The 22,118-nt window shown below is 65.6% G+C and carries 18 protein-coding genes; 5 read left to right on the top strand and 13 right to left on the bottom strand.

Annotation, left to right across the window (positions count from 1 at the left end):
* Nucleotides 1-47 precede the first annotated feature (47 nt).
* Together PCO31010_RS08250 and PCO31010_RS08245 are read right to left on the bottom strand one after the other, a co-directional pair.
* Complete coding sequence (locus tag PCO31010_RS08250) at nt 48-1,373, bottom strand: MFS transporter (RefSeq protein WP_174984503.1); 1,326 nt, start codon at nt 1,371-1,373, stop codon at nt 48-50.
* Nucleotides 1,370-2,560 carry a M20 aminoacylase family protein gene (locus tag PCO31010_RS08245; RefSeq protein ID WP_150663832.1) on the bottom strand — a complete coding sequence of 397 codons (1,191 nt, stop codon included), beginning with the start codon at nt 2,558-2,560 and terminating at the stop codon, nt 1,370-1,372. The genes PCO31010_RS08250 and PCO31010_RS08245 overlap by 4 nt, the downstream gene beginning before the upstream one ends.
* A 278-nt stretch (nt 2,561-2,838) precedes the next feature.
* Here PCO31010_RS08245 and PCO31010_RS08240 point away from each other — a divergent pair, with 278 nt between their 5' ends.
* The 3 genes from PCO31010_RS08240 (at nt 2,839) to PCO31010_RS08230 (ending at nt 6,110) form a co-directional block, all read left to right on the top strand.
* On the top strand, nt 2,839-3,759 hold the full coding sequence (locus PCO31010_RS08240; protein WP_150663831.1) for a LysR family transcriptional regulator: 921 nt from the start codon (nt 2,839-2,841) through the stop codon (nt 3,757-3,759).
* Between the two features lie 117 nt (nt 3,760-3,876).
* Nucleotides 3,877-5,346, top strand: coding sequence for a TAXI family TRAP transporter solute-binding subunit (locus PCO31010_RS08235; protein ID WP_150663830.1), 1,470 nt, complete (start codon nt 3,877-3,879; stop codon nt 5,344-5,346).
* A gap of 137 nt (nt 5,347-5,483) precedes the next feature.
* Nucleotides 5,484-6,110 (top strand): GNAT family N-acetyltransferase, encoded by a 627-nt coding sequence (locus PCO31010_RS08230; protein ID WP_150663829.1) that lies wholly within the window; start codon nt 5,484-5,486, stop codon nt 6,108-6,110.
* Between the two features lie 20 nt (nt 6,111-6,130).
* Here PCO31010_RS08230 and PCO31010_RS08225 read toward each other — a convergent pair whose 3' ends face one another.
* From PCO31010_RS08225 to PCO31010_RS08180, 10 genes are all read right to left on the bottom strand, one after another.
* Entirely contained in the window at nt 6,131-6,880 is a 750-nt protein-coding gene (locus PCO31010_RS08225; protein WP_150663828.1) for a glutathione S-transferase, read from the bottom strand.
* A 15-nt stretch (nt 6,881-6,895) separates the two neighbouring features.
* Nucleotides 6,896-7,939, bottom strand: a complete 1,044-nt coding sequence (locus PCO31010_RS08220) for a diguanylate cyclase (RefSeq protein WP_373275348.1) — start codon at nt 7,937-7,939, stop codon at nt 6,896-6,898.
* A gap of 31 nt (nt 7,940-7,970) precedes the next feature.
* Entirely contained in the window at nt 7,971-8,978 is a 1,008-nt protein-coding gene (gene cheB, locus PCO31010_RS08215) for a chemotaxis response regulator protein-glutamate methylesterase (protein WP_150663827.1), read from the bottom strand.
* Nucleotides 8,975-11,419 carry a hybrid sensor histidine kinase/response regulator gene (locus PCO31010_RS08210; protein ID WP_150663826.1) on the bottom strand — a complete coding sequence of 815 codons (2,445 nt, stop codon included), beginning with the start codon at nt 11,417-11,419 and terminating at the stop codon, nt 8,975-8,977. The genes cheB and PCO31010_RS08210 overlap by 4 nt, the downstream gene beginning before the upstream one ends.
* On the bottom strand, nt 11,416-12,063 hold the full coding sequence (locus tag PCO31010_RS08205) for a chemotaxis protein CheW (RefSeq protein WP_150663825.1): 648 nt from the start codon (nt 12,061-12,063) through the stop codon (nt 11,416-11,418). The genes PCO31010_RS08210 and PCO31010_RS08205 overlap by 4 nt, the downstream gene beginning before the upstream one ends.
* A complete protein-coding gene (locus PCO31010_RS08200; RefSeq protein ID WP_150663824.1) occupies nt 12,060-13,574 on the bottom strand; it encodes a CheR family methyltransferase in 1,515 nt (504 codons plus the stop codon). Before PCO31010_RS08200 ends, PCO31010_RS08205 begins: the two co-directional genes overlap by 4 nt.
* On the bottom strand, nt 13,571-14,086 hold the full coding sequence (locus tag PCO31010_RS08195) for a chemotaxis protein CheW (RefSeq protein WP_150663823.1): 516 nt from the start codon (nt 14,084-14,086) through the stop codon (nt 13,571-13,573). The genes PCO31010_RS08200 and PCO31010_RS08195 overlap by 4 nt, the downstream gene beginning before the upstream one ends.
* Nucleotides 14,087-14,111: 25 nt before the next feature.
* Entirely contained in the window at nt 14,112-15,761 is a 1,650-nt protein-coding gene (locus PCO31010_RS08190) for a methyl-accepting chemotaxis protein (protein ID WP_150663822.1), read from the bottom strand.
* A gap of 215 nt (nt 15,762-15,976) precedes the next feature.
* A complete protein-coding gene (locus PCO31010_RS08185) occupies nt 15,977-16,819 on the bottom strand; it encodes a beta-keto acid cleavage family enzyme (protein WP_150663821.1) in 843 nt (280 codons plus the stop codon).
* Complete coding sequence (locus tag PCO31010_RS08180) at nt 16,816-18,159, bottom strand: aspartate aminotransferase family protein (protein ID WP_150663820.1); 1,344 nt, start codon at nt 18,157-18,159, stop codon at nt 16,816-16,818. The genes PCO31010_RS08185 and PCO31010_RS08180 overlap by 4 nt, the downstream gene beginning before the upstream one ends.
* Nucleotides 18,160-18,436: 277 nt before the next feature.
* On the opposite strand from PCO31010_RS08180, the gene PCO31010_RS08175 reads away from it, so the two are divergent.
* Complete coding sequence (locus PCO31010_RS08175; protein WP_150663819.1) at nt 18,437-19,375, top strand: MurR/RpiR family transcriptional regulator; 939 nt, start codon at nt 18,437-18,439, stop codon at nt 19,373-19,375.
* Here the strand turns inward: PCO31010_RS08175 and PCO31010_RS08170 are convergent.
* Nucleotides 19,359-20,543 (bottom strand): MFS transporter, encoded by a 1,185-nt coding sequence (locus PCO31010_RS08170; protein ID WP_150663818.1) that lies wholly within the window; start codon nt 20,541-20,543, stop codon nt 19,359-19,361. The two genes, PCO31010_RS08175 and PCO31010_RS08170, sit on opposite strands and share 17 nt — an antisense overlap.
* Nucleotides 20,544-20,658: 115 nt before the next feature.
* Here PCO31010_RS08170 and PCO31010_RS08165 point away from each other — a divergent pair, with 115 nt between their 5' ends.
* The gene (locus tag PCO31010_RS08165; RefSeq protein ID WP_150663817.1) at nt 20,659-22,032 is read left to right on the top strand and encodes an aminotransferase-like domain-containing protein; all 1,374 of its coding nucleotides are present in this window, start codon (nt 20,659-20,661) and stop codon (nt 22,030-22,032) included.
* The last annotated feature ends 86 nt before the right edge of the window (nt 22,033-22,118 follow it).

Genomic DNA, 22,118 nt, shown 5'->3' with positions numbered 1-22,118 from the left:
CCTCACCTGAACGCAAGGGACTGCACAACGGTATGCGTCCCGCGCAATTACTCGTCGAGCGCCTTGTTACCCGTCTCTTCAAACATCGACACCGCGATGAGCGACACGATCACGCAAACGATCATGTACCACGCCGGAGCCATCTTGTTGCCGGTCACACGAATCAACCAACCCGCGGCGAGCTGTGCCGTACCACCGAACACCGACACCGAAATCGCATAGGCGCTCGACATGTAGCCCGCACGCAGATGCTTCGGGAAGTTCTCGGGCATCAGCGCATACGCCGGGGCCGACCCCATCGTGTAGCAGAGCATCAGCACGATCAGCGCGGCCAGCACCACCGGCAGCGACGGGTAGTTGATCATCACCCAGAACGCCGGGTACAGCAGCACGATCAGCGCCACGCGGCCGAACATCGTCAGCGGCTTGCGTTTGCCCATCTTGTCCGACCACGCGCCGTAGATCGGGCACATCACCAGCGAGATCGTGCTGGCGGCAACGCCCGCGAGCATCGACATCTTCGGCGGCAGACCCAGGTACTGAATGCAGTACGTCGGCATGTAGTACATCATCACGTACGTCGACACGGACATGCCCGCAATCGAGAAGATCGTGAGGAACCAGTTGCGCACATACAGGGCACGCTTGGGATCGTCGCGACCGGCGACGGCCTTCGCCTTCGGCGGCTCTTCCTGAATGTGACGACGCAGGTAGATACCGACCGGCGCAATCAGCGTGCCGAGCAGGAACGGAATACGCCAGCCCCAGCTATGCATGGTGTCGTCCGAGAGCAGGAAGCCAAGGCTCGCCGCCAGACCCGAGCCGAGCAGGGCGGCTGCGCCCTGACTTGCCAACTGCCAGCTTGCGCGGAAACCACGGCTCTTCGCGCCGCCCACTTCCAGCAGGGTGGCCGTCGCGGCACCGAACTCACCGCCCTGCGCGAAGCCTTGCAGCAAACGCGCGCTCACGATCAGCAGCGGCGCCGCGAGACCGATCTGCGCATACGTCGGCGCAAGACCGATGGCCGCCGAACCCACAGCCATCAACAGGATGGTCAGCGTCAGCGCAGGCTTGCGGCCAGCGCGGTCGGCGTAACGGCCGAGTACGATGCCGCCCAGCGGGCGCATCACGAAGCCCACCGCGAACACGGCGAACGCGAGCAGTGACGACGTGATGGGGTCGTCCGCCGGGAAGAACTGCTTGCCGATCGTCAGCGCGAAGTAGCTGTACACCGTGAAGTCGAAGAACTCCAGCAGGTTGCCGATGACGGCGGCAAAGACGATCTTGCGTTGCTGTGCAGGCGACATCTGCACGGCCGATGACGACGCTGCGCCGTCACCCTGAAACGATTGCGATTGCGTGGCGGTGCTCATGCGCGGTCCTTGGCAAGAAAGCGTTCGACCAGACGCGTCCAGAAGGCGGCACCGATGGTCAGATTGTCGTCGTTGAAGTCGTACTTGGCGTTGTGCAACATCGGTTTGCCTTCGCCGTTACCCAGGCGAATGAAGCAGCCGGGCACCTTTTGCAGGTAGTACGCGAAGTCCTCGCTGCCCGCGATGGGCGGGAACGGCGAAATGATGTGCTCCGTGCCGACCAGTTCCTCGGCCACGCTGCGGGCAAATTCCGTTTCCGCTTCGCTGTTCACCAGCACCGGATAGCCACGGATGTACTCGATGTCGGCGCTCGCGCCGAAGCCTTCGGTATGCGACTTCACCAGCGCGCAGATGCGCTCTTCGAGCGTCGCGCGCACCTTCGCCGAGAACGAGCGCACGCTCAGCTCCATCGTGGCGTCTTCCGGAATGACGTTCGGCGCAAAACCGGCATGGAACGTACCGACGGTCACGACCGCCGCTTCGGTCGGATCGATGCTGCGCGCCACCACGGTTTGCAACGCCATCACGAGACCGCTGCCGATCACCACCGGGTCGATGGCCAAATGCGGACGCGCCGCATGACCGCCACGGCCGTGGATACGAATCTTGACGGTGTCGCACGCAGCCATCAGCGGACCGGCGCGAAAACCGAACGTGCCCGTGGCGACGCCCGGGTGGTTATGCAGACCGAAGATCGCTTCACATGGGAAGCGCTCGAACAGGCCGTCGGCGATCATCTGCTCCGCACCGCTGTTCGAACCGGCTTCTTCCGCCGGTTGGAAAATCAGATGGACGGTGCCGTCGAAGTTGCGCGTCTTGGCGAGATGTTGTGCTGCGCCAAGCAACACCGTCGTGTGACCGTCGTGACCGCAGGCGTGCATCTTGCCGTCGTGCACGCTTGCGTACGCAAGGCCCGTCTGTTCGTGAATCGGCAGTGCATCCATGTCGGCGCGCACACCGACCGTGCGACCGCTCGTGCCCGCAGTGAGCGAGGCCACCACGCCGTGACCACCGACGTTACGCGTGACCGTGTAACCCCAGCTTTCCAGCTTCTGCGCCACGTAACGCGACGTGTCGACTTCCTCGTAGGACAGCTCGGGGTGTTGGTGGATGTGGTGACGAATGTCGGCCAACTGCTCGCGCGCGTCGGCCAGATCGCTCACCTCGCAATAGCGAATCTCGCTCATCGGGGGCTCCTCTCTAGTTTTTGCTAATTCTTGATTAACGCGGAGTATTGCACCGACGAAATTTCCCACCGATGACCCTCGACAGGTCAAAATGTTGCTTTCAAGGCAACAATTCTTGAAGCGGCGATATAGATCGGATGTCGGTATCGGCAAGCAAAACCGTTGTTAATTCAATAGGTTGTCGCTAACCGCTGACGGGCACAATGCCACCTTGGCGATCATTGGCTGTCTCATGCGCCAGACCGGTGCATCCGCTCGAACGCAACAGTGAAACAAACATGAACAACGAATCGTGGATGGACGACATTGGTGAGCGTCCGCTCAAATATCTCGCCGAGATCGCCTCGACCGGGGGCGTGCGCATGGCCGCCGAGTCGCTCGGCGTGAATCCCTCCGTCGTCAGCCGACAGATCGCGGCGCTGGAACGGCGGCTGCGATTTCCGCTCATCGAACGACGCGGACGCAACGTGATCGTCACCGAAATCGGTCAGGTGCTCATCGACTATTACCGCGACGGCCAACGGCGTCAGCGTGACTTGTCGGCGCGACTGGAGGAGTACCGGCATCTGAAGCGCGGACGTGTCGCCATCGGCGTGGGCGAAGGGTTTATCGGCCGCCTGATCGCGCAGGCATTACAGCGCTTTTCGATGAGCTATCCGGACATCCTCGTGGAAATCCGCTCTGGCCCCACACCGGCCGTGCTCTCGCTGGTGCGCGACGATGTGGTGGACATCGGCCTGTGCGCCCGCTCGGACGACGATCCCGCCATGCGCATCCATCCGTTTGCCGCCAAGGCCTTGTGTGCCGTCGTCGCACCGACGCATCGCTTCGCGAAGATGGAGAGCGTGCCGCCCTCGGAACTGGTGCACGAGCGGCTCATTTTCATGACCGAAGCCCACGGCGTGCAGCACTTCGTGCACTCGGTGCTCGACACAGCGCGTCTGAACGTAACGCCCGCGTATCGCGTCGACCTGTTCAATACGGCGCAGACGCTCGCCGCAGCCGGTCTGGGTGTCGCCTTCATGTCGGCCATCACCGCGCGGCGCGGCATCGAACTCGGCGAACTGGTCGCGGTGCCCATCGACCACCCGATTGCCGCCGGTTTCTCCAGCCAGATGATGACCCGCGTGGGACGCCGCCTCTCGCCTGCTGCCGACCATCTGTGGAAACAACTCGCGCAGAGTCTCGCGAATCGATGAGTTGACGATGTCTGCGTTGGATGGGGACGGCTTGGGTCCAGCCTCGGGATCGACGCCGTAGATGGCGTATGATCGGCCGAATGTTGGACCCGTTGGCTAAGCCCGCCCGATCAATTCATGACGACTGACTCTAACCAACCCGCCCACCGGCGACTCCGCGCGCGTTTTGTCGCGATTTCCTGGCGAGATCTCGCCGTCTCCTTCGGCCCTGTCGTGCTCATCGCGATTGCGGCCATCTGGCTCGCTGTCTGGCTCGTACAACCGGCCCCGCCGCGCACCGTCACGCTGAGCGCCGGACCGGAAGGCAGTTCGTTCTGGACCGCCGCGCAACGTTACAAGACCATCCTCGCGCGCGATGGCATCACGCTTAATGTGCTGACCTCCGAAGGCTCGCGTCAGAACGTCGAGCGTCTGGCCGACGACAAGGAGAATGTCGACCTCGGCCTCGTGCAGGGCGGCGTATCGCAAGGTCTCGATACCGAGGGGCTGGTCTCGCTCGGCAGCATGTTCTACGCACCGATTTCCGTCTTCTATCGCGGTGAACGCGTGACGAAGCTCTCCGACTTCGCGGGCAAGCGCATCGCCATCGGCCGCGAAGGCAGCGGGGCACGCGCGCTGTCGCTCACGCTGCTCAAGGCGAACGGCATCGAGCCCGGCGGCCCGACGACGCTCACCGCTTACGACGGGCAGGAAGCCGCGCAAGCGCTGATCGATGGACGTGTCGATGCCGCGATGCTCACCGGCGACACTGCCACCGGCCCCACGATGGGCAAGCTGATTCGCACCCCCGGCGTGCGGCTGATGGACTTCGCGCAAGCCGACGCCTACACGCGTCGCTTCACCTATCTGAATCAGTTGACGCTGCCGCGCGGGGTCTTCGATCTCGGCCGCAATCTACCGGCGCAGCCGGTGCACGTCATCAGCCCGACGGTCGAACTCGTGGCGCGCGAAAGTCTGCACCCCGCGCTCTCCGATCTGCTCATCGAAGCGGCGCGCGAGGTCCACGGCAAGGCCAACCTGCTGCAACGCGCGGGCGAATTCCCGTCCGCACAAGTGCATGAGTTCCCGATTTCCGACGACGCCGCGCGTTACTACAAGTCAGGCAAGGGATTCCTGTACCGGCACCTGCCGTTCTGGATTGCGAGCCTCGCGGACCGGATCGTCGTACTGCTCGTGCCGATCATCGTGGTGCTGATTCCGGCATTCCGGCTGGTGCCGTCGCTGTATAGCTGGCGTGTGAAGTCGCGGCTATATCGCTGGTACGGTGCGCTCATCGCGCTGGAGCGCGAGGCGCTGGCCGACGACGCTCATACGGAATACAAGAACCTGCGGCACCGGCTCGACGCCGTCGAAGCCGCCGTCAACCGCCTGAAAATTCCGCTCGCGTATGCCGATCAGTTTTACGTGCTTCGCGAACACATCGGCTTCGTGCGCGCTCGGCTCGACGCGATGAATGCCGAACCGGGTGCCTCGGATGCGTCAGGAGTTGCGGGCGGCGATGCCGTCCAGCGAGCCGGTGGCGTGCCGCCGCAAGCAGATGATTCGGCAGGTGACGCAGCGACAGAGAAGACGTCGAAAGAGACTTGAACGTCACCTCAAAGAATGACTTATGCAACGCATAATTTTCACAAGCTTTTCTTATAGCAAGTAGCGGCGCAAACTGCCGACAGTCACGGGCCGGAAGACCGGCCCGTTGTGAATTTCAACGCTACTGGTTCTTTGGTATGTCGTCGTCCCGTCCTGCTCATTCCTGCCGCTCGTCGTCGACGGCGCCCGTCTCACCGGCATCGGCCGAATCGCGATGCGTCGGCACCGAACTCACACGCTGCGCTTGCAATGTGCGGCCGGTGCGTGACGACGATCTGCCCGCCATCACGGCCATCTACGCCCATCACGTGCTCACCGGGTCGGCATCGTTCGAAGAAGTACCGCCCGACGAAGCGGAGATGCGTGCGCGCTGCACGAAGGTTCGCGACGCAGGTCTGCCGTATCTCGTGGCGGAACATGAGGGCAGGGTGCTCGGCTATGCGTACGCCACGCATTACCGCCCGCGCTCGGCCTATCGCTTCACGCTGGAAGACTCGGTGTACATCGCCGCCGATGCCATTGGACAAGGGGTCGGACGTGCGCTGCTGCTCACACTCATCGCGCGATGTGAAGGCGGTCCGTGGCGACAACTGATTGCGAACGTCGGCGACAGCGGCAACCGGGCGTCGCTCGCGCTGCACATCGCATGCGGTTTCGAGCATGCGGGTACGCTCAAGTCCGTCGGTTTCAAATTCGGCCGTTGGATCGACACCGTGCTGATGCAGCGCCCGCTCAACGCCGGGGATACCTCGCTGCCGGAATAAGGCAGACCGTCAGAACGGCATCAAAACGGAGACGCACGATCCAGCTCCTTGTAGTGCCGGAAGATGCCCGTGGTGTTGAACGCAATGCGTCGCGACGACTTCAGATAGGCGGCAACCAGCGGCTCGCGAGCGACGGCGTCACGCACTGACTGACAGCGCGGGAACGCCTTCGCAAATCCCGACATGGCACGGGGAAACGCGTAATACAACCCCTCGATCGCCTGAAACAGCGACAGGTCGGCATACGACAGCGCGCCTTCGCTGAGCCATCCCCCGGCGTTGGGATTGTTCGCCAGCACGCGCTCGAAATACCCGAAGAATTTGGGCAGACGGTAGTCGATCAGGTCCGCCGTGCGCTTGCGCGCCTCCGTCTTCTGATTGCTGTAATAGAGACGACTGGCGATGGGATGATGACCGTCGTGCACCTCCGCGACGAGATCGGCCAGCGTCAACTGCAACTGATTGACCCAGCGTCGCGCACGTGGCGGTTCACCGACAAGGCCCAGCAACGGTCCGAGATACGCGAGGATGTTCGCCGTCTGTCCGATCAGTTCGTCGCCGGACGGGTGCCGGACACGAAGAAAAGGCGGCGCGAAGGGGGGATCCATGCAGGCCGGATCGTCCATCGTTTGCAGCAGACCGTCCATGCCCTGACCCGGGCCATCCTCCTGAACGATCTCGACATACGGCGTGCCGCTGGCCTCGAAGGCGAGGCGGACAAACTCGCCGCGCCCTTGCAGGCCCGGCCAATAGAACAGCTCGAAGGTCATGCTCCCTCCTCAGGCTCAGGAAGCGCCTGGCTGCATCTCCACGCGATTCTTGCCCTGTTGCTTGGCGCGATAGAGCGCCAGATCCGCCGACTCGATCAACGAGGTCGACGCCATGTGCGTGCGCGGCACCAGCGCCGCGCCGCCGAGACTGATCGTCACGTGCCGACCGTTGGCCGACCCTACGTGCGGAATTGCCATCGCTTCGATCTGCGCGCGCACTTTCTCGGCAATCGCCGCCGCCCCAGAGGCCGATGTGTTCGGCAGCACCATCACGAACTCTTCGCCGCCGAAACGCGCCGCCAGATCGGCCGGACGCGCCGCCGCTTCGGCGATGGTGCGCGCCACGCGACGCAGCACGTCGTCGCCCGCAATGTGGCCGTAGGTGTCGTTGTAGATCTTGAAGTTGTCGACGTCGATCATCAGCAGCGCCATCTCGCGTTGCTCACGCAAGGCGCGACGCCATTCGGCACCGAAGTACTCGTCGAAGTAACGACGGTTCGCCAGCCCGGTGAGGCCGTCGGAATGCGTCAGACGCTGCAACTCCAGATTCGTCTCCAGCAGTTGTTGCTGGCTCTCGCGCAGCGCCCGGTACGCTTCGTCGCGTTGCAGCAGGTTCATGTACGAGCGCGAGTGGTAGCGAATGCGTGCGACCAGCTCGATGGTGTCGGGCAGCTTGACCAGATAGTCGTTCGCCCCCGCCGCGAACGCCTCGCGCTTGATCGTCGACTCTTCCTTGGTCGAGAGCACGATGATCGGAATGTCGCGCGTAAGCGGACTTGCGCGGTACTGACGCACCAGCGACAACCCGTCGGTGCCCGGCATCACGAGATCCTGGAGGATCACGGTCGGGCGTGTCTGTTCGGCAACACGCAGCGCGTCGTCCGGATTCGCACAATAGTGAAAATCGATGTTCGCTTCGCCGGTCAGCGCACGGCGAATCGCTTCGCCCACCATCGCCTGATCGTCGACGAGCAATACCATCGCCGACGATTCGCTCAGGCTGCTTTCTGTGCCGATGGGCGGCGTGGCCGGTTTGGGTTGGCGCGGGGTTGTCGTCATCGTTATTCGTCCCTCTGTTCTTGTCCCACAGTCATACGGTGCCGAACAGCGTCACCAATTGTGGCGCGATGATGTTCAGCGGCAGGATTTGCGACGCGGCGCCGGCTTCGGCTGCCGCCTTGGGCATGCCGTACACCGCGCTCGTCGCGCGATCCTGCGCGATGGTCATGAAGCCCTGCGTGCGCATGGCGCCCAGCCCTGCGGCGCCGTCGCGGCCCATGCCCGTCAGAAGCACGCCCACCGCGCGCGAGCGCCAGTTCTCGGCCACGCTGCGCAGGAAGACGTCGATGGACGGACGATACACCGCATCCCTGGGTTCGTCGGTATACACGCAGCGGCCGCTGGCGTCCACCCGCAGGTGACGATTGCCGCCCGCGAGCAGCACCACCCCTGCCGTGGGACGCTCGCCCGCCTCCACCAGCCGCACAGAAAGCGGTGTCTGCTGATCGAGCCACGCCGCCATGCCGGGCGCGAAGGCATCGTCCACATGCTGTACGACGATCACACCGGCTGCGAAGTTCGCAGGCAGGCGTCCGAGCAGGGTCGCCAGCGCGGCCGGGCCGCCCGCCGACGCGCCGATGGCCACCAGTGCGTCCGTTTCGGGCACGACGCGCGGCACCACGACCGTCTGCGGTATGCGAGCGTCGGCCTGCTGCGCCGCCACGGCTTCGATCTTCGCGAGCAACGACGACGCCGGGCGCGCCAGTTCCGCAGCCCCCAGCACAGGCGTATCGACGGCATCGACCGCACCGGCACCCATCGCATCGAACACAAGGCTCGCGTGATGGCCGACGTCCGACGTCACGATCAGAATCGGGCACGGTGTGCGACGCATGATCTCGCGCGTCGCCGCCACGCCGTCCATGACCGGCATGACGAGATCCATCAGCACGAGATCGGGTGGCACAGGCGCGCACATCTGTACGGCTTGCGCGCCGTCGTGCGCGACCCACGCCACTTCCAGGCCCGGACGCTGCGCGAGCGTGCGGCGCAACGCCTCCACCGCGATGACCGAATCGTTCACGATGCCGATTTTCATGCCCCCGACTCCCCGATGAGATCCACGACAGCGCGCAGCAGCGTGTCATCGTGGAAACTGCCTTTCGCGAGGTAATAATCGGCACCCGCATCGAGTCCGCGCTGCCGGTCTTCCTCGCGATCCTTGTATGAAACGATCATGACGGGCAATTCCGCCGTGCGCGGGTCGCGTTTGATCAGGGTCACCAGCTCGATGCCGTCCATGCGGGGCATGTCGACGTCGGTGATCACCATGTCGAACGTTTCGCTGCGCACTGCGTTCCAGCCATCCATTCCGTCGATCGCGACGCTAACGTCGTAGCCGCGCGCGGCGAGCAGCTTGCGCTCAAGCTCGCGCACGGTGAGCGAGTCGTCCACCACCAGCAAACGTTTGCGACCGCGTCCGCTGGTCTGGGCGGCGCGCATCGGCAAGCGCTCCAACGAACCCATTTCCACGGCTTTCGCAATCGAGCGCACCAAATCGGATGTATCGATGATGAGCAGCGGCGAGCCGTCTTCCGTCAATGCGCCGGCGGCGATGTTGGGCAACTTGCCGAGCCGCGTGTCGAGCGGTTGCACGACGAGCATACGCTCGCCGAGAAATTTATCGACGGCCAGCCCGTAGCGCGCCTCGCCGTCGCCGAACACCACGACCGGCTGATCGCCGGAGGTGCCTGCCGGTTCGGTGCCGCACAACACCTGCTGCGCGCTCACGAGTCCGATCTGTCTGCCGTCGAGCGTGAAATGCGGACGCCCTTCGAGCATGTCGATGTCTTCCTGCGGCAGCGCCAGCGTGCGCGACAGGCTGGCAAGCGGCAACGCGTACGGCTCGCCCGCGATCTCGACGAGCAGGCTGCGCACCACCGACAGCGTGAGCGGCAGTTGCAGGATGAACTTCGTACCACGCCCGGGCGTGTGTTCGATGCGCACCGTGCCCCGCACCATCGCGACCATCGCGCGCACCGCATCGAGACCGACACCTCGCCCGGAAACGTCCGTGACCGTGTCGCGCAACGTGAAGCCCGGCAACATCAGGAATTCGAGCAACTCGTTATCGTCGAGATGACGAGCCGTCTCTTGCGCAACGAGCCCACGCTTGACCACCGCCTCGCGCACACGCTCGATATCGATACCTGCGCCATCGTCGGACACGCTCACGAGCAGCAGCCCGGCGCTATGGCGAGCGCTGAGCGTAATGACGCCTTCGCCAGGCTTGCCCGCCGCCGCACGCACTTCCGGGCGCTCCAGCCCGTGGTCGACGGCATTGCGCAGCAAATGTCCCAGCGGCGCCTCGAGCTGATCGAGGATGTCGCGGTCGACCTGCGTATCCGCGCCACGAATCTCCAGCCGCGCCGGTTTGCCAAGCGCACGACCCAGATCGCGCACCATGCGGGCAAATCCGCCAAGGCGGTCGTCGATGGGTCGCATGCGGCACGCCAGCGCCTCGTCGTACAGGCGCTGCGACAGTTGCGTAGAACGCCGGTCGAAGTCGTCCAGTTCGTGAATCTGTTCAGCCAGCAACTGACCGCCGACACCGAGCGCGCGCCGCAGGTCTGCAAGCGCCGAGAGTAACAACTGACGATCATCGTCGGAGCGGTCGGCCACTTGTGCGAGCGCCGAACTCACGCGGTCGAGCGCGTCGCCCGCGTCGTGCTGATGACGTTTCAGCCGCTGCAACGATTGCGCGAACGGTTGCGACCAGCGCGACGCCACCAGCGCCTCGCTCGACAGCCGCAGCAGCCGGTCGAGGTTGTCGGCAGAGACACGCAAGGCACGCGAAGCGCCGTCGCCGGTGTCCGCGTGTACGCCCGGCTCGGTGATGTACGCGTCGCGTGTATCGGGAGGCGTCAGCCGCACCGTGTGCTCGACGAAGCGTGGGAGTGCGAGACCCTCCTGCACGTGGCCGTCGTCAGACGCGGGAGTTGCAGGCGAAACGTGAGAGACAGGCGCTTCGGTATTCGCAGCGTCGCTATCCCCCGTCGCCATGCCATAGCTGGCGTAATCGAACGCCGTGAGTTCGCCCGAGACCCCGGGCGCTTGCGCCGCATCGCCCGTCAATGTCGAAAGCTCGCTGGCGAACGATGAGACGAACCCGTCGATCTCTGCCTTGCCTGCGCCTTGCACCCAGTTCGGATCACGCCCGGGCGGGTGCGCGAGACGCATGAGCAAATCGACACCTTGCAGCAGGCGATCGATGATCGATACGTTGAGTACAAGCGAACCATGCTGAGCCGCGACGAATGCGTCCTCCAGCACGTGAGCGAGCGAGACACCCGCCTCGACGCCAACGATGCGCGCCGCCCCCTTGAGCGAATGCGCGGCGCGCATGCATGCTTCGAGTCGCGCCGCGTCGGTGGGCGCGCGTTCGAGCGCCAGCAAACCGTCGCCGAGGACTTGTGCCTGCGTCTCCGTCTCCATGCGGAACAGGTCGAGCAGTGTGGCGTTCTGCAGATCGTCGCTCATGCGAGGCTCCGATCGAACGCCGCGCCGACGCGCAGCGGGTCCAGCACACCGACGATGTGGTCGCGCCACGGCAGCACGGCGACGGCAAAGCCGTCCGACGCACCGAGCGCCGTCGCGGGCACTGCGCCCATGGATGCGCGTGCGGGCGTCACCGTACCATGCACTTCCGTCACAGGAAACGCGCTCAGATGATGTCCATGACGCAACGCCAGCAGTCGCGACGTGCTCGCACGCAGGCTATTCGTCGTCGGCGTTTGTGTTTGCGGTGCGGGCTGCACGCCGAGCAGTTCACCGAGCGACAGACACGGCACAAGCGCACCACGCAGATTGACGAGCCCCAGCAACGCCCGTTGCCGATGGCCCGGCACGGAATGCCAGCCGCGCATCGGTGCGACTTCTTCGATGGTGGAGGCGGGCAGGGCGAGCCATTCGTCCGCCAGTCGGAAAAGCAGCAGCGACGCACCGCGCTCGCGCTCCTGCTCGCCGGGGATGGCGCGCCACGGTGCCGGGTCGACCGGCACCACGGGCAGACGGTCGAGCAATTCGGCCGCCTGCCGATGCAGCGTGTTGCCGTTCGCTTGCGAAGCAGGTTTGCGCTCACCGGACACAGGACCGGTCTCAGGCGCGGATTCGCGGTAGGTCATCGATGTCGGTTCCCGTGGCGATGCGTCTGATCATGCGATTCGGTGGTCGTGCGCGAAGTGCTCGCGCGCTCGGTGCGTTCGGTGCGTTCGGCACGCTCGAGCAAACGTCGTGCGCCGGTAGCGTCACCGCGCGCGTCGAGCAGCGCAGCGCAGTGCACCAGCGCTTCGTAATGCCCCGGCTCCAGATAGAGCGCGCGACGGTAATGGATGAGTGCGGCCTGTGCGTCGCCCCGCGCATCTTCGACCAGCCCCAGCAGATACTCAGCCTGCGCATTGGCCCGGTCGACGGCCAGCACCGCGCGACACAACGCCACTGCGCCCACAAGGTCGCCTGCGTCGGCAGCGGTTTGCGCCTGCGTTAGTTGCACAGCGATGTCCGTTCGGGTGGTGGCGTCGACCTGCTGAAAAACGCCGGGACGCGCGGAATCGGGCGGCGGCGTCCCCGACGCCACGGGCGTCATCGGCGCAAACGTGCGCGAGGGGCCTGCGCCGGTCGCAGGCGGGAGCGGGGACTGCGCTTGCGCGGGCGACGGTGGCACGTGCGAAATGTGCGGCAACGCAGCGCGATGCTGCGCTACTGCGTCGAAGGCACTCACCGGCGGCGCGGGACGGAAGGCGTCGAGCGTGCCCGTCGGCCGCGACAGACTTGCCGGCGTCCGCACATCGCGCACCGGCCCCGCCACGCGGAACGAAAACGCCTGCACGTGCCCGGTCGGTGCCAGCCCGTTGCTGGTCAGCGTTCCCCCCTCGGCCGGTCCGGCGAAGAGCGTCGCGCCCATGCGCATGAGTTGCTCGAGCGCGGCGATGGCACGACGTTGCCCGTCGCGGTCGAAGTAGATCAGCACGTTACGGAAGAACACGTAATCGAACGTGCCCAGCCGATCGACGAGCGACAGATCGAACAGATTGCCCGCGTGCCAGCGCACCTGCGTACGCAGCGCACCGATCACACGAAAGCTCTCTTCCTCGGGCGTGAAGTAGCGATCCCGGAACAGCAACGTGCCCGGTGGGCCGCGAAACGAATTGCGTCCGTAAAGTCCCTCGCGGGCAACGGTCAGCGCGCGTTCGCTGATGTCGAGCGCGTCGATGGTGAAGTCGTTCGCACCGAGGCCCGCGTCGAACATCGCCATCGCCATCGAGTACGGTTCCTCGCCGGTGGAACACGGCAAGCTCAGCAGCCGCAGCGCCTGTCCTTCGCGCGCGGTGCCCCGGCGAGATTCACGCTCATCACGGACCATCTGCGTCAGTGCGTTGAAAGCGTCGCGATGCCGGAAGAACCATGTCTCGGGCACCACCACCGCCTCGATCAGCGCCTGCAATTCCTGCGGCGATTGCTGCAAGCGCTGCCAGTAACGCGAGTACGGCGGCGCGTCCTGCATGTCCGGCGATGTGGTGGAAAGAGCGGCAAGACGCACGCGTATCGCACGTTCGATGGCGTTCGCGCCGAGCGTCTCGGCGTCCAGCCCCATCGTGTCGTACAGCAAGCGTTCGATGTCTCGCACGTGGCTCATGACGACGCCTCCGTTGCGTTCGCCGCACCTGCGCCCTCTGCTTCATCGGCCAGTACGTCCTTCGCCGCGTCGAACAGCATGGCGCGCGCCTCGGCCGTCAGCAACTGGTCGACGCGCACCCACTGCACGAGTCCGTCGTCGGTATCGAGCACCGGACCGAGATAGCGGCCTTCGGGCAGGTCGACGCCGCTCGTCTGGAACGCGGCCGGATCGGCGCGCAGGGTATCGGTCGCGCGCTCGACAAGCACCCCCAGACGCCGGGCGTTCGGGCCGGGCGCGGGGTAGTGCACGAGCACCAGCCGCGTGGAGCGACGTGCAGGCGCATCACGGCCTGTCGCGAGCCGCGTCAGATCGATCACCGGCACGGATTCGCCACGATAGCTGAACGCGCCCGCCACCCATGCCGGTGCGGCGGGCAGACGCTTGAGCGCCAGCCACGGCAGCACCTCGGCGACGTGGCCCGCTTCGATGACGTAATGATCGGTCGCGATGGCAAAACGCAGGAACAACATGGCGGTGTCCGCGAAATAAACGACGTCAGACGAGACCCGTGGGCGGCAACGCTTGCACCTTGAAGCGCGACACCCCGCTCTTGAGACCGTTGGCGACGTGATTGAGCTCTTCGATCGCCTGGCTCGACTGCTGCAACGATTCGGCCGTCTGTTGCGCCGCCTCGGAGAGCTGCACCAGCGCCTGATTGATCTGCTCCGCGCCGGTGGCCTGCGCCTGCATGCCTTCGTTGACGACCTGGAAGCGCGGCGGCAGCGTCTGCACCTGCGCAATGATCTGCGCGAGCTGATCGCCGACCTGACGCATTTCGTCCATGCCGCGGCGCACTTCCTCGGCGAACTTGTCCATGCCCATCACCCCGGCCGACACCGCCGACTGGATCTCCTTGATCATCTGCTCGATGTCGTAGGTCGCCACGGCCGTCTGATCGGCCAGACGCCGGATCTCGGTCGCCACCACCGCAAAGCCGCGACCGTACTCGCCCGCCTTCTCGGCTTCGATGGCCGCGTTTAGCGAAAGCAGGTTGGTCTGATCCGCGACCTTCGTGATCGTCGTCACCACCTGATTGATGTTGCCCGCCTTCTCGTTGAGGATGCCGAGCTTGCCGTTGACCGAGCCTGCCGCGTCCATCACATGACGCATAGCATCTTCCATGCGCGTGAGGCCCACGTGGCCGGTGCCCGCGAGCGACGCCGCATGATCGGCCACGCCCGCCACTTCGGTCATGGTGCGCGCCAGATCGCGTGACGTAGCGAAGATTTCGCGCGAGGTCGCGCCGATTTCGGTCGTGGTGGCCGCCGTTTCCGACGCCGTAGCCTGTTGCTGACGCGACGTCGCGGCAATCTCGGTCACCGACGTCGTCACCTGCAAGGCCGATTTCTGTGCCTGCCCGACGAGACCCGTCAGTTCGTCTGTCATTCGGTTGAAGCCCGACTCCAGTGCGCCGAACTCATCGCGACGCGCCAGATCGAGGCGCTTGGTCAGATCGCCCGCGCGCATGACTTCCAGAATCTGCATCACACTCGCGAGCGGCACGCTGATCGCGCGGAACAGCATCCAGCCAGCCAGGATGGCTGCCGCGAGCGTCACGCACAACGTGATGAGCAGCGTGGCCTTGGCTGCGGCAACGGCTTCGCCGATATTGTGGGTCGACTCGTCGGAATAGGCCTTGTTGGTATCGACCAGGCGTTGAATCGCCGAACGGCCGCGACCCCATTCGGGGTAAAGCTGGTCGGTCAGCATGGCGCGGGCGGCGGGCAACTGACCGTCGGCCACGAGCTTGAGCACCTGATTGCTGATGCGCCCGTACTGCGTGCGCACGCCGCGCACCTCGTCGTATTGCATCCGGTCGACGGCGCGATTGACGGTCTTGCCGTAATCCTTGATCCAGCCGTCGATGCGGGCATCCGCCGAGCGCAAGGTATCGATGTCGATTGCGCGGGTCTTGTCGTTGTCGTCGATGGCGACGACCTGCTGGAGCAATTGATAGCTCTCGAACCACGCGCCGCGCAGCATCGTGCTGTAGTAAAGGCCCGGCGTGGAGTCGTCTTCCACACTGTGCGCCTCCACTTCGATGGCGGACAGTCGCGTGTAAGCGATGCCAGCCATCAGGGCCATCAGGGCAAGGATCAGGCCAAAACTGGCCAGAATGCGATGTCGGATCGACCAGTGTTTCACGCCGCGCTCCCGTTCGTGTTCACGCCCGGTGCCGGGGAGGGCGACGCGGGCCTTTTTGAGGTTACGCCGATTCTATTACAGCGGCCCGGCCGGGCAACGCCGGTCAGGCCGTGTATTTGGGTTTATTTCTGATTTGTCGCGCTCTCCCGGACACGGCTTGCGCCCGGGTGGACCGCTGTCCGGATGTCACCGGATGCCGCCGGATGTCCCGGCGATCAGCGGGTCAGTTCGCGCAGAGCGTCCGCCGTCATGGGCGCGAGGGCGAGCGGGGTGGCGGCGGCCGTCAGCGCACCCAGCGACGCGGCATTGCCCGGAGAGACGCTGCCGTCCGGCAGGTAAAGGTTGTTCTCGAAGCCGATGCGGGCGTGGCCGCCCTGCAACACTGCGGCCAGCGCGCACTCGGCCTCGCGCGGCCCGAAGGCGCACATCGCCCACGGCGTGACGTCGGTGGCTTCGCCCACGCCGTCCGCACCGGCTTGCCAGGCGGCGAGGAACGGCAGCAAGTCCGACGGCGACGACAACTGCCCCTTGCTATAGCGGCCGAGCACGAACAGTACCCAATGGCGGCCGGGACGAATCGCGCCGCTCGCGCGCAAGCGCCAGTAGTGCGCCACGTCTTCGGTGTCGTACAGGATGTATTGCGTCGTGATCTGCTCGCGCCACAACCAGTCGAAGAACGCCTCGGCAGCGCTCGCGTGCGCCGCATCGGGCAACACTTCGCGCAACGCTACCGAAATCGCTTCGGGATGCAGCGCATGCACCGTCGCAATCTGCTGCTCGGGCGTGTAGATGCCGACCGCCTCGGTCGTCACTTGCAACACCAGCGCGTCGCCCACCGCGCGACGCACGGCCGCAATGCCCGCCGCGTAGTCCGCCACTTCCAGGCTGTGCGTGCCGTCTGCCTTGCGTACATGCAGATGAATCATGGCCGCGCCTGCATTCAGACACGCCTTGGCGCATTCGCCGAGTTCCGTCGGCGTCATCGGCAGCGCCGGATGGTCGGCGTGCGTGCGCCGCGCGCCGTTCGGTGCGACGGCCAGCGCATAAGGTCTCGTCATGCCACGCCTCCGGCCTTCACGCCGGTGACGTCCGCCACGGCAAGCGCCAGTCGCTCGACGATGCGGTCGATGTCGCCCGGCTGGCAGATGAACGGCGGCGCGATCAGCGCATGGTCGCCGTGAACGCCATCGACCGTGCCGCCCATCGGGTAGATCAGCAGGCCGCGTTCTTTGGCGGCCGACTTCAAACGCGCGTGTGTCTTGTCGGCCGTCGGCAGCGTTTGCTTCGTGGCGCGGTCGGCCACGAATTCGACGCCGACGAACAGCCCGCGTCCGCGCACGTCACCCACGTTCGGGTGATCGGCGAACACTTCGCGCAAACGGGCACGCAATTGCTCGCCGCGCGCCTTCACGTTATCCAGCAGATTCTCGTCGGCAATCGTGCGCTGCACCGCCAGCGCCGCCGCGCACGCCATCGCGTGTCCGAGGTACGTATGACCGTGCTGGAAGAAGCCCGAGCCACCGACCACGGCGTCGAAGATCTTGTCCGAGCACAGCATCGCGCCAATCGGCTGATAGCCCGCGCCGAGGCCCTTGGCGATAACGAGGATGTCCGGCGTCACGCCGTCTTCTTCGCAAGCGAACAGATAGCCGGTGCGGCCCATGCCCGACATCACTTCGTCGAGCAGCAACAGCACGCCGTACTTGTCGCACACGGCGCGCATGCGTTTGAGGTAGTCGCCCACCGGCGGCACCGCGCCGGCCGTCGCGCCGACCACCGTTTCCGCAACGAATGCGATCACCGTGTCGCCGCCGAGTTCGAGAATCTTCGCTTCGAGTTCGTCCGCCAGACGCTGCACATACGCGGCGTCGCTTTCGCCGTCGAGACGCTCGCGATAGGCGAAGCACGGCGAGACGTGATGCGCCGGGACAAGCAACGGCAGGAACGGCTCGCGTCGCCAGGCATTGCCACCGATGGCGAGCGCGCCGAGCGTGTTGCCGTGATAGCTCTGACGACGCGCAATGAAGAACTGTCGCTGCGGCTGACCGATCTCGACGAAGTACTGACGCGCGAGTTTGAGCGCCGCCTCCACGCCCTCGGAACCGCCGCTCACGAAGTACACGTGGTTCAGATCGCCGGGCGCGCTGGCAGCAAGCGTGTCGGCCAGCTGCTCGGCCACTTCGGTCGTGAAGAACGACGTGTGGGCATACGCCAGTTGCGCCGCCTGTTGCTGCATCGCCTCGATCACGCGGGGATGTCCGTGACCGAGACACGAGACGGCAGCGCCGCCGCAGGCGTCGAGATAGTGCTTGCCGTTGCTGTCGATCAACTCGATTCCCTGACCGCCGACCGCGACGGGCAACGTCTGGCGCGGATTGCGATGAAACACGTGAGTCATGCCTGAACCTCTGACGAAAAGATGGTGCAAAACGAGACTGACCGGCGGGTGGCCGCCGGGCCATCGGTCTCGCGAACGATGCCGCTCAGTGTAGGCGCATCGCCCATCGTTTGCAACATATGTTTCACGTGTTTTGCGGACGCAACACTTCGCTCAAGACCATTACCACACTTGATGTTTCACCGCAGGCCACAGGCCCAGAGGAAAGGGCGTGCGCGCTTGCGGCATTTCATGCAACAATCGTTACATTCTTTCGCCGCCGTGTTGCCATCCCCCAATGACACAAGCCACAGCGCTGCCGCAGACGCTCGACCAGCTCAACGCTCTGCTGCGTGAGCGCTACTCCCAATTAAGTCCGCAATTTCAGGCGGGCGCGCGCTTTCTTCTCGACCATCCGCAACGTGTGCCAATCAGCTCGATGCGTGCGATTGCCGCCGAAGCGGGCGTGCAACCGGCCACCTTCGTGCGACTCGCTCAGCATCTCGGCTTCGACGGATGGCACGGCCTTCGCGAGTTGTTCCTCGAATCGATTCGTCTCGGACCGCAGCCGTACGCGAGCCGCGCGCGACAGGTGATCCGCGAGGGCGACGCCGCGCGCATGGTGCCCGAGATGTTCCGCGTGCAGCACAACAACCTCGATCTGACGGAAGCCGGTGCGAACGACTCGCTGAGCGCGGCCGTCGATCTGCTCGCGAATGCGGGGACGGTACACGTGGCAGGCTTTCGCGCGTGCTTTCCGATCGCCTTCACGTTCCAGTACATCTACCGGCTGTTCCGGCCTACGGTGCACCTCATCCGTGGCGAAGCGGGCACGTTGGAAATGGAATTGCGGGCGCTCTCGGCGCGCGACGTGGTGGTGGTGATCAGCTTCGCCCCGTATTCGAACGAAGCGCTGATCGTGACGCGCGCAGCGCGCGCCGCCGGTGCCCGTGTGCTGGCACTCACGGATTCGACGGTCTCGCCGCTCGCGCTCGATGCGGACGTGACGGTGCTGTTCTCGCACGAAAGCCCGTCGTTCTTCCCATCGATCACGGCGGGGATTGCCGTGGTGGAGACGCTCGTCGAGATGCTGCTCGCCCGCAAGGGACGCGGCGCCGTGCGCGCGCTGGAACTGGCCGAAGACCAGTTGCACGGCACCGGGGCTTACGTCAGCCCGTCGGGGAGCGGCACGAACAACCCAAGCAATCCCGCCCCTCGGGTCAAACCGGACGCGTAAGCGCCGCGCGCTCGCGACGCAGCACTACTGCGAGCGCTGCACTTCCCGCGATCAACGCGGCAGTGAACAAAGCGAGGGCGACGGGCATGCCGAAGCGATCGGCGAGCCAGCCGCTGGTGACGACCGGCACCGAAAAGCCGAAGTACGCAAACAGGAAGTACCCGGCGGCCGCCCGCGCACGCAATGCTGGCGCGACCGCCGAATTGACGGCGGCCAGTCCCCCCAGATACGTGAAGCCATAGCACGCCGAACTGGCGATGGCTGCCCCGGCGAGAATCGCGGGCAGGCTGACGTAGACCACCCCCAGCGCGAGCACGACGAAGCCCAGCGGCACCAGCGCCAACCCGACCCGAACGGCACGCACCGGGGCCATGCGGCGAGCCGCTGGCTGAAACAGCAGGCCCGTCGAGACGACGAAGAACGTTGCGAATCCCGCCCAGGCGGCATGTCCGTGCGCGGCCAGCGCCGACGGCACTACACCGATCACAACACCCACCGCTGCCCACGCCAGCAGGATCGCCATGCCCAGCGGCACCGTCCCGGGGGCAAGCACCGGCCAGCGCAACCACGGCACGTTCGGGTGACGCGCTGGTGCAGGCAACGCGGCGACGGCGAGTGCCGCAACAAGCGCCAGCGGCAGATACGTCCACAAGCTCAGCGGCGGCAACATCGATGGCGCGACGATCAGGCACAGGCCGGTGACGAGCGCGCCGGTGCCGAAGCCGAGCGACGTCGCCGCCGCGACCAGCGCTGCGCCACGCGTGGCAGCGTCTTCGCGATCTCCGTACAACTCCGTCATATAAGCCGTGCCACTGCCCGCGACGAGGCCGGTCGCCAGTCCGTAGCAGGCGCGTGCGCCACCAAGCGCGACCAGCGTAGGCCACTCCAGCGTCAGCCATGTGCCGACGAGACCCAGCAGGAGCGCGGCGGCGAGCGGTACCCGACGCCCGACACGATCCGACAGCCCTGCGAGAAACAATAACGTTGGCACCAGCGCGCCGACGTAACACGCAAACGCCAGCGCCTGCGCCCCCGTGCCATAACCGCTCGCCGCCGCGTAGTGCGGCACCAGCGGCGCTTGCAGATTGACGGAGAACGTCACGAGGAAGAGCTGTACGGCGAGGAGCGGGATCGCCCAGCGGGGCGACGAAGAGGTCGTGGGAAGCATGATCGGAAAGAGAACATCGGGGGGAGACTGCGCAGGGCTCAGCGCAGTGGTCAGTATTGCCAGCACCTTAATGCAGTGCAATTATTGAATTGTCCTGAGATCAATTTTCGCCTCCATGTCAGCCCCTGCCCGGTATCTCGAACACGTCGAACGACTTGCCGCCGCCATCGCGTCCGGCGAACTCGCCTCGGGCACGCGCCTGCCGCCGCAGCGCGACTACGCCGACGCACACGGGCTCGCCACGTCCACCGTCACACGCATCTATACCGAACTCGCACGACGCGGCCTCGCCGTGGGCGAGATCGGACGCGGCACCTTCGTGCGCTCGCCTGCCGTGGGCGCAGCCGCTGCCTTCGCGCAGTGGGCACCTGCGCCGGGCGCGCTGGGCGGCGTCGATCTGGCGTTCAACTACCCGGTGCTGCCGGAGCAAACCGAGGCGTTGCGCCAGGCGCTGCGTGAGATGGCGTCCGGCGGAGATTTGAGCGCATTGCTCGCCCACTCACCGCACGACGGGCCACCGGCCGACAGACGTGCAGCGGCGCAATGGCTGTCGCGTCGCGACGGCGTCACGGTATCGCCCGACTCGCTGGTCGTCTGCGCGGGCGGGCAGCATGCGCTGGACGTGCTGCAACTGGCGTTGTGCCGCGCGGGCGAACCGGTCGCCGTCGAGGCCCTCACGTACCCCGGCTGGAAGGCGCTCGCGGCCATGCGCGACGTGCCGCTCGCCGCCGTCTCGATGACGGCCGATGGACTCGATCCCGCAGCGCTGGACAAGCTCTGCCGCCACCATGCAGGACGGCTGCGCGTCGTCTACACCATGCCGACGCTGCACAACCCGCTGGGCAGCGTGATGCCGCTCGCACAGCGTCTCGCGCTGGTGGAAGTCGCGCGGCGTCACGACCTGCTGATCGTCGAAGACAGCGCCTACGGCTTTCTGGTCGAGGACGCCCCGCCGCCGCTTCGGCTGCTCGCACCGGAACGGACGTTCGAAGTGTGCAGCCTGTCCAAGCCCGGCGCACCGGGGCTGCGCATCGCCTATCTCATCGCCGCGTCCACCCTGCTGCCGCGCGTGCACGCGGCGATGCGAGCCAGTGTGTGGAGCGCCGCGCCGTTGATGGCGCAACTGGCCTCGCGCTGGCTCTCGGACGGCACGATGGACCGCTGGATCACCCACAAACGCGCACTGGCCACCCAGCGGCAGGCGATTGCCATGCAATGCCTGTCCGGGCTGGAGTCGACGGGGTATCCCGGCGCATTCCACCGGCTGGTGCCGATCCCTACGTCGACGCCCGCCCTGCGCTGCGACGACATCGTGGCCGCGCTACAAGCGCGTGGCGTTGCGGTAACGCCGGTCGATGCGTTCGCTGCCCCAGGCCAGACCGCACCGTCGGCCATTCGCGTCGCCCTCGGTTCGCCGGGCAGCGACGAGACGCTACGGGCTGCGCTCATGCAGGTAGCCGATGTCGTCAGGACAGCCGGGCGTCTCTGAAATCACTGACGTCACACGGCGACGCGCTGAGATGACGCCGCTGCCGGTTTCTTTTATGATCGACCTGCTTCCTGCGGCCGCACGCC

The organism is Pandoraea commovens, assembly GCF_902459615.1.
In the GTDB taxonomy this organism is placed as follows: Bacteria; Pseudomonadota; Gammaproteobacteria; order Burkholderiales; family Burkholderiaceae; genus Pandoraea; species Pandoraea commovens.
Note: the sequence above shows the minus strand (reverse complement) of the source record. Positions and strands in the feature narration are given on the sequence as shown.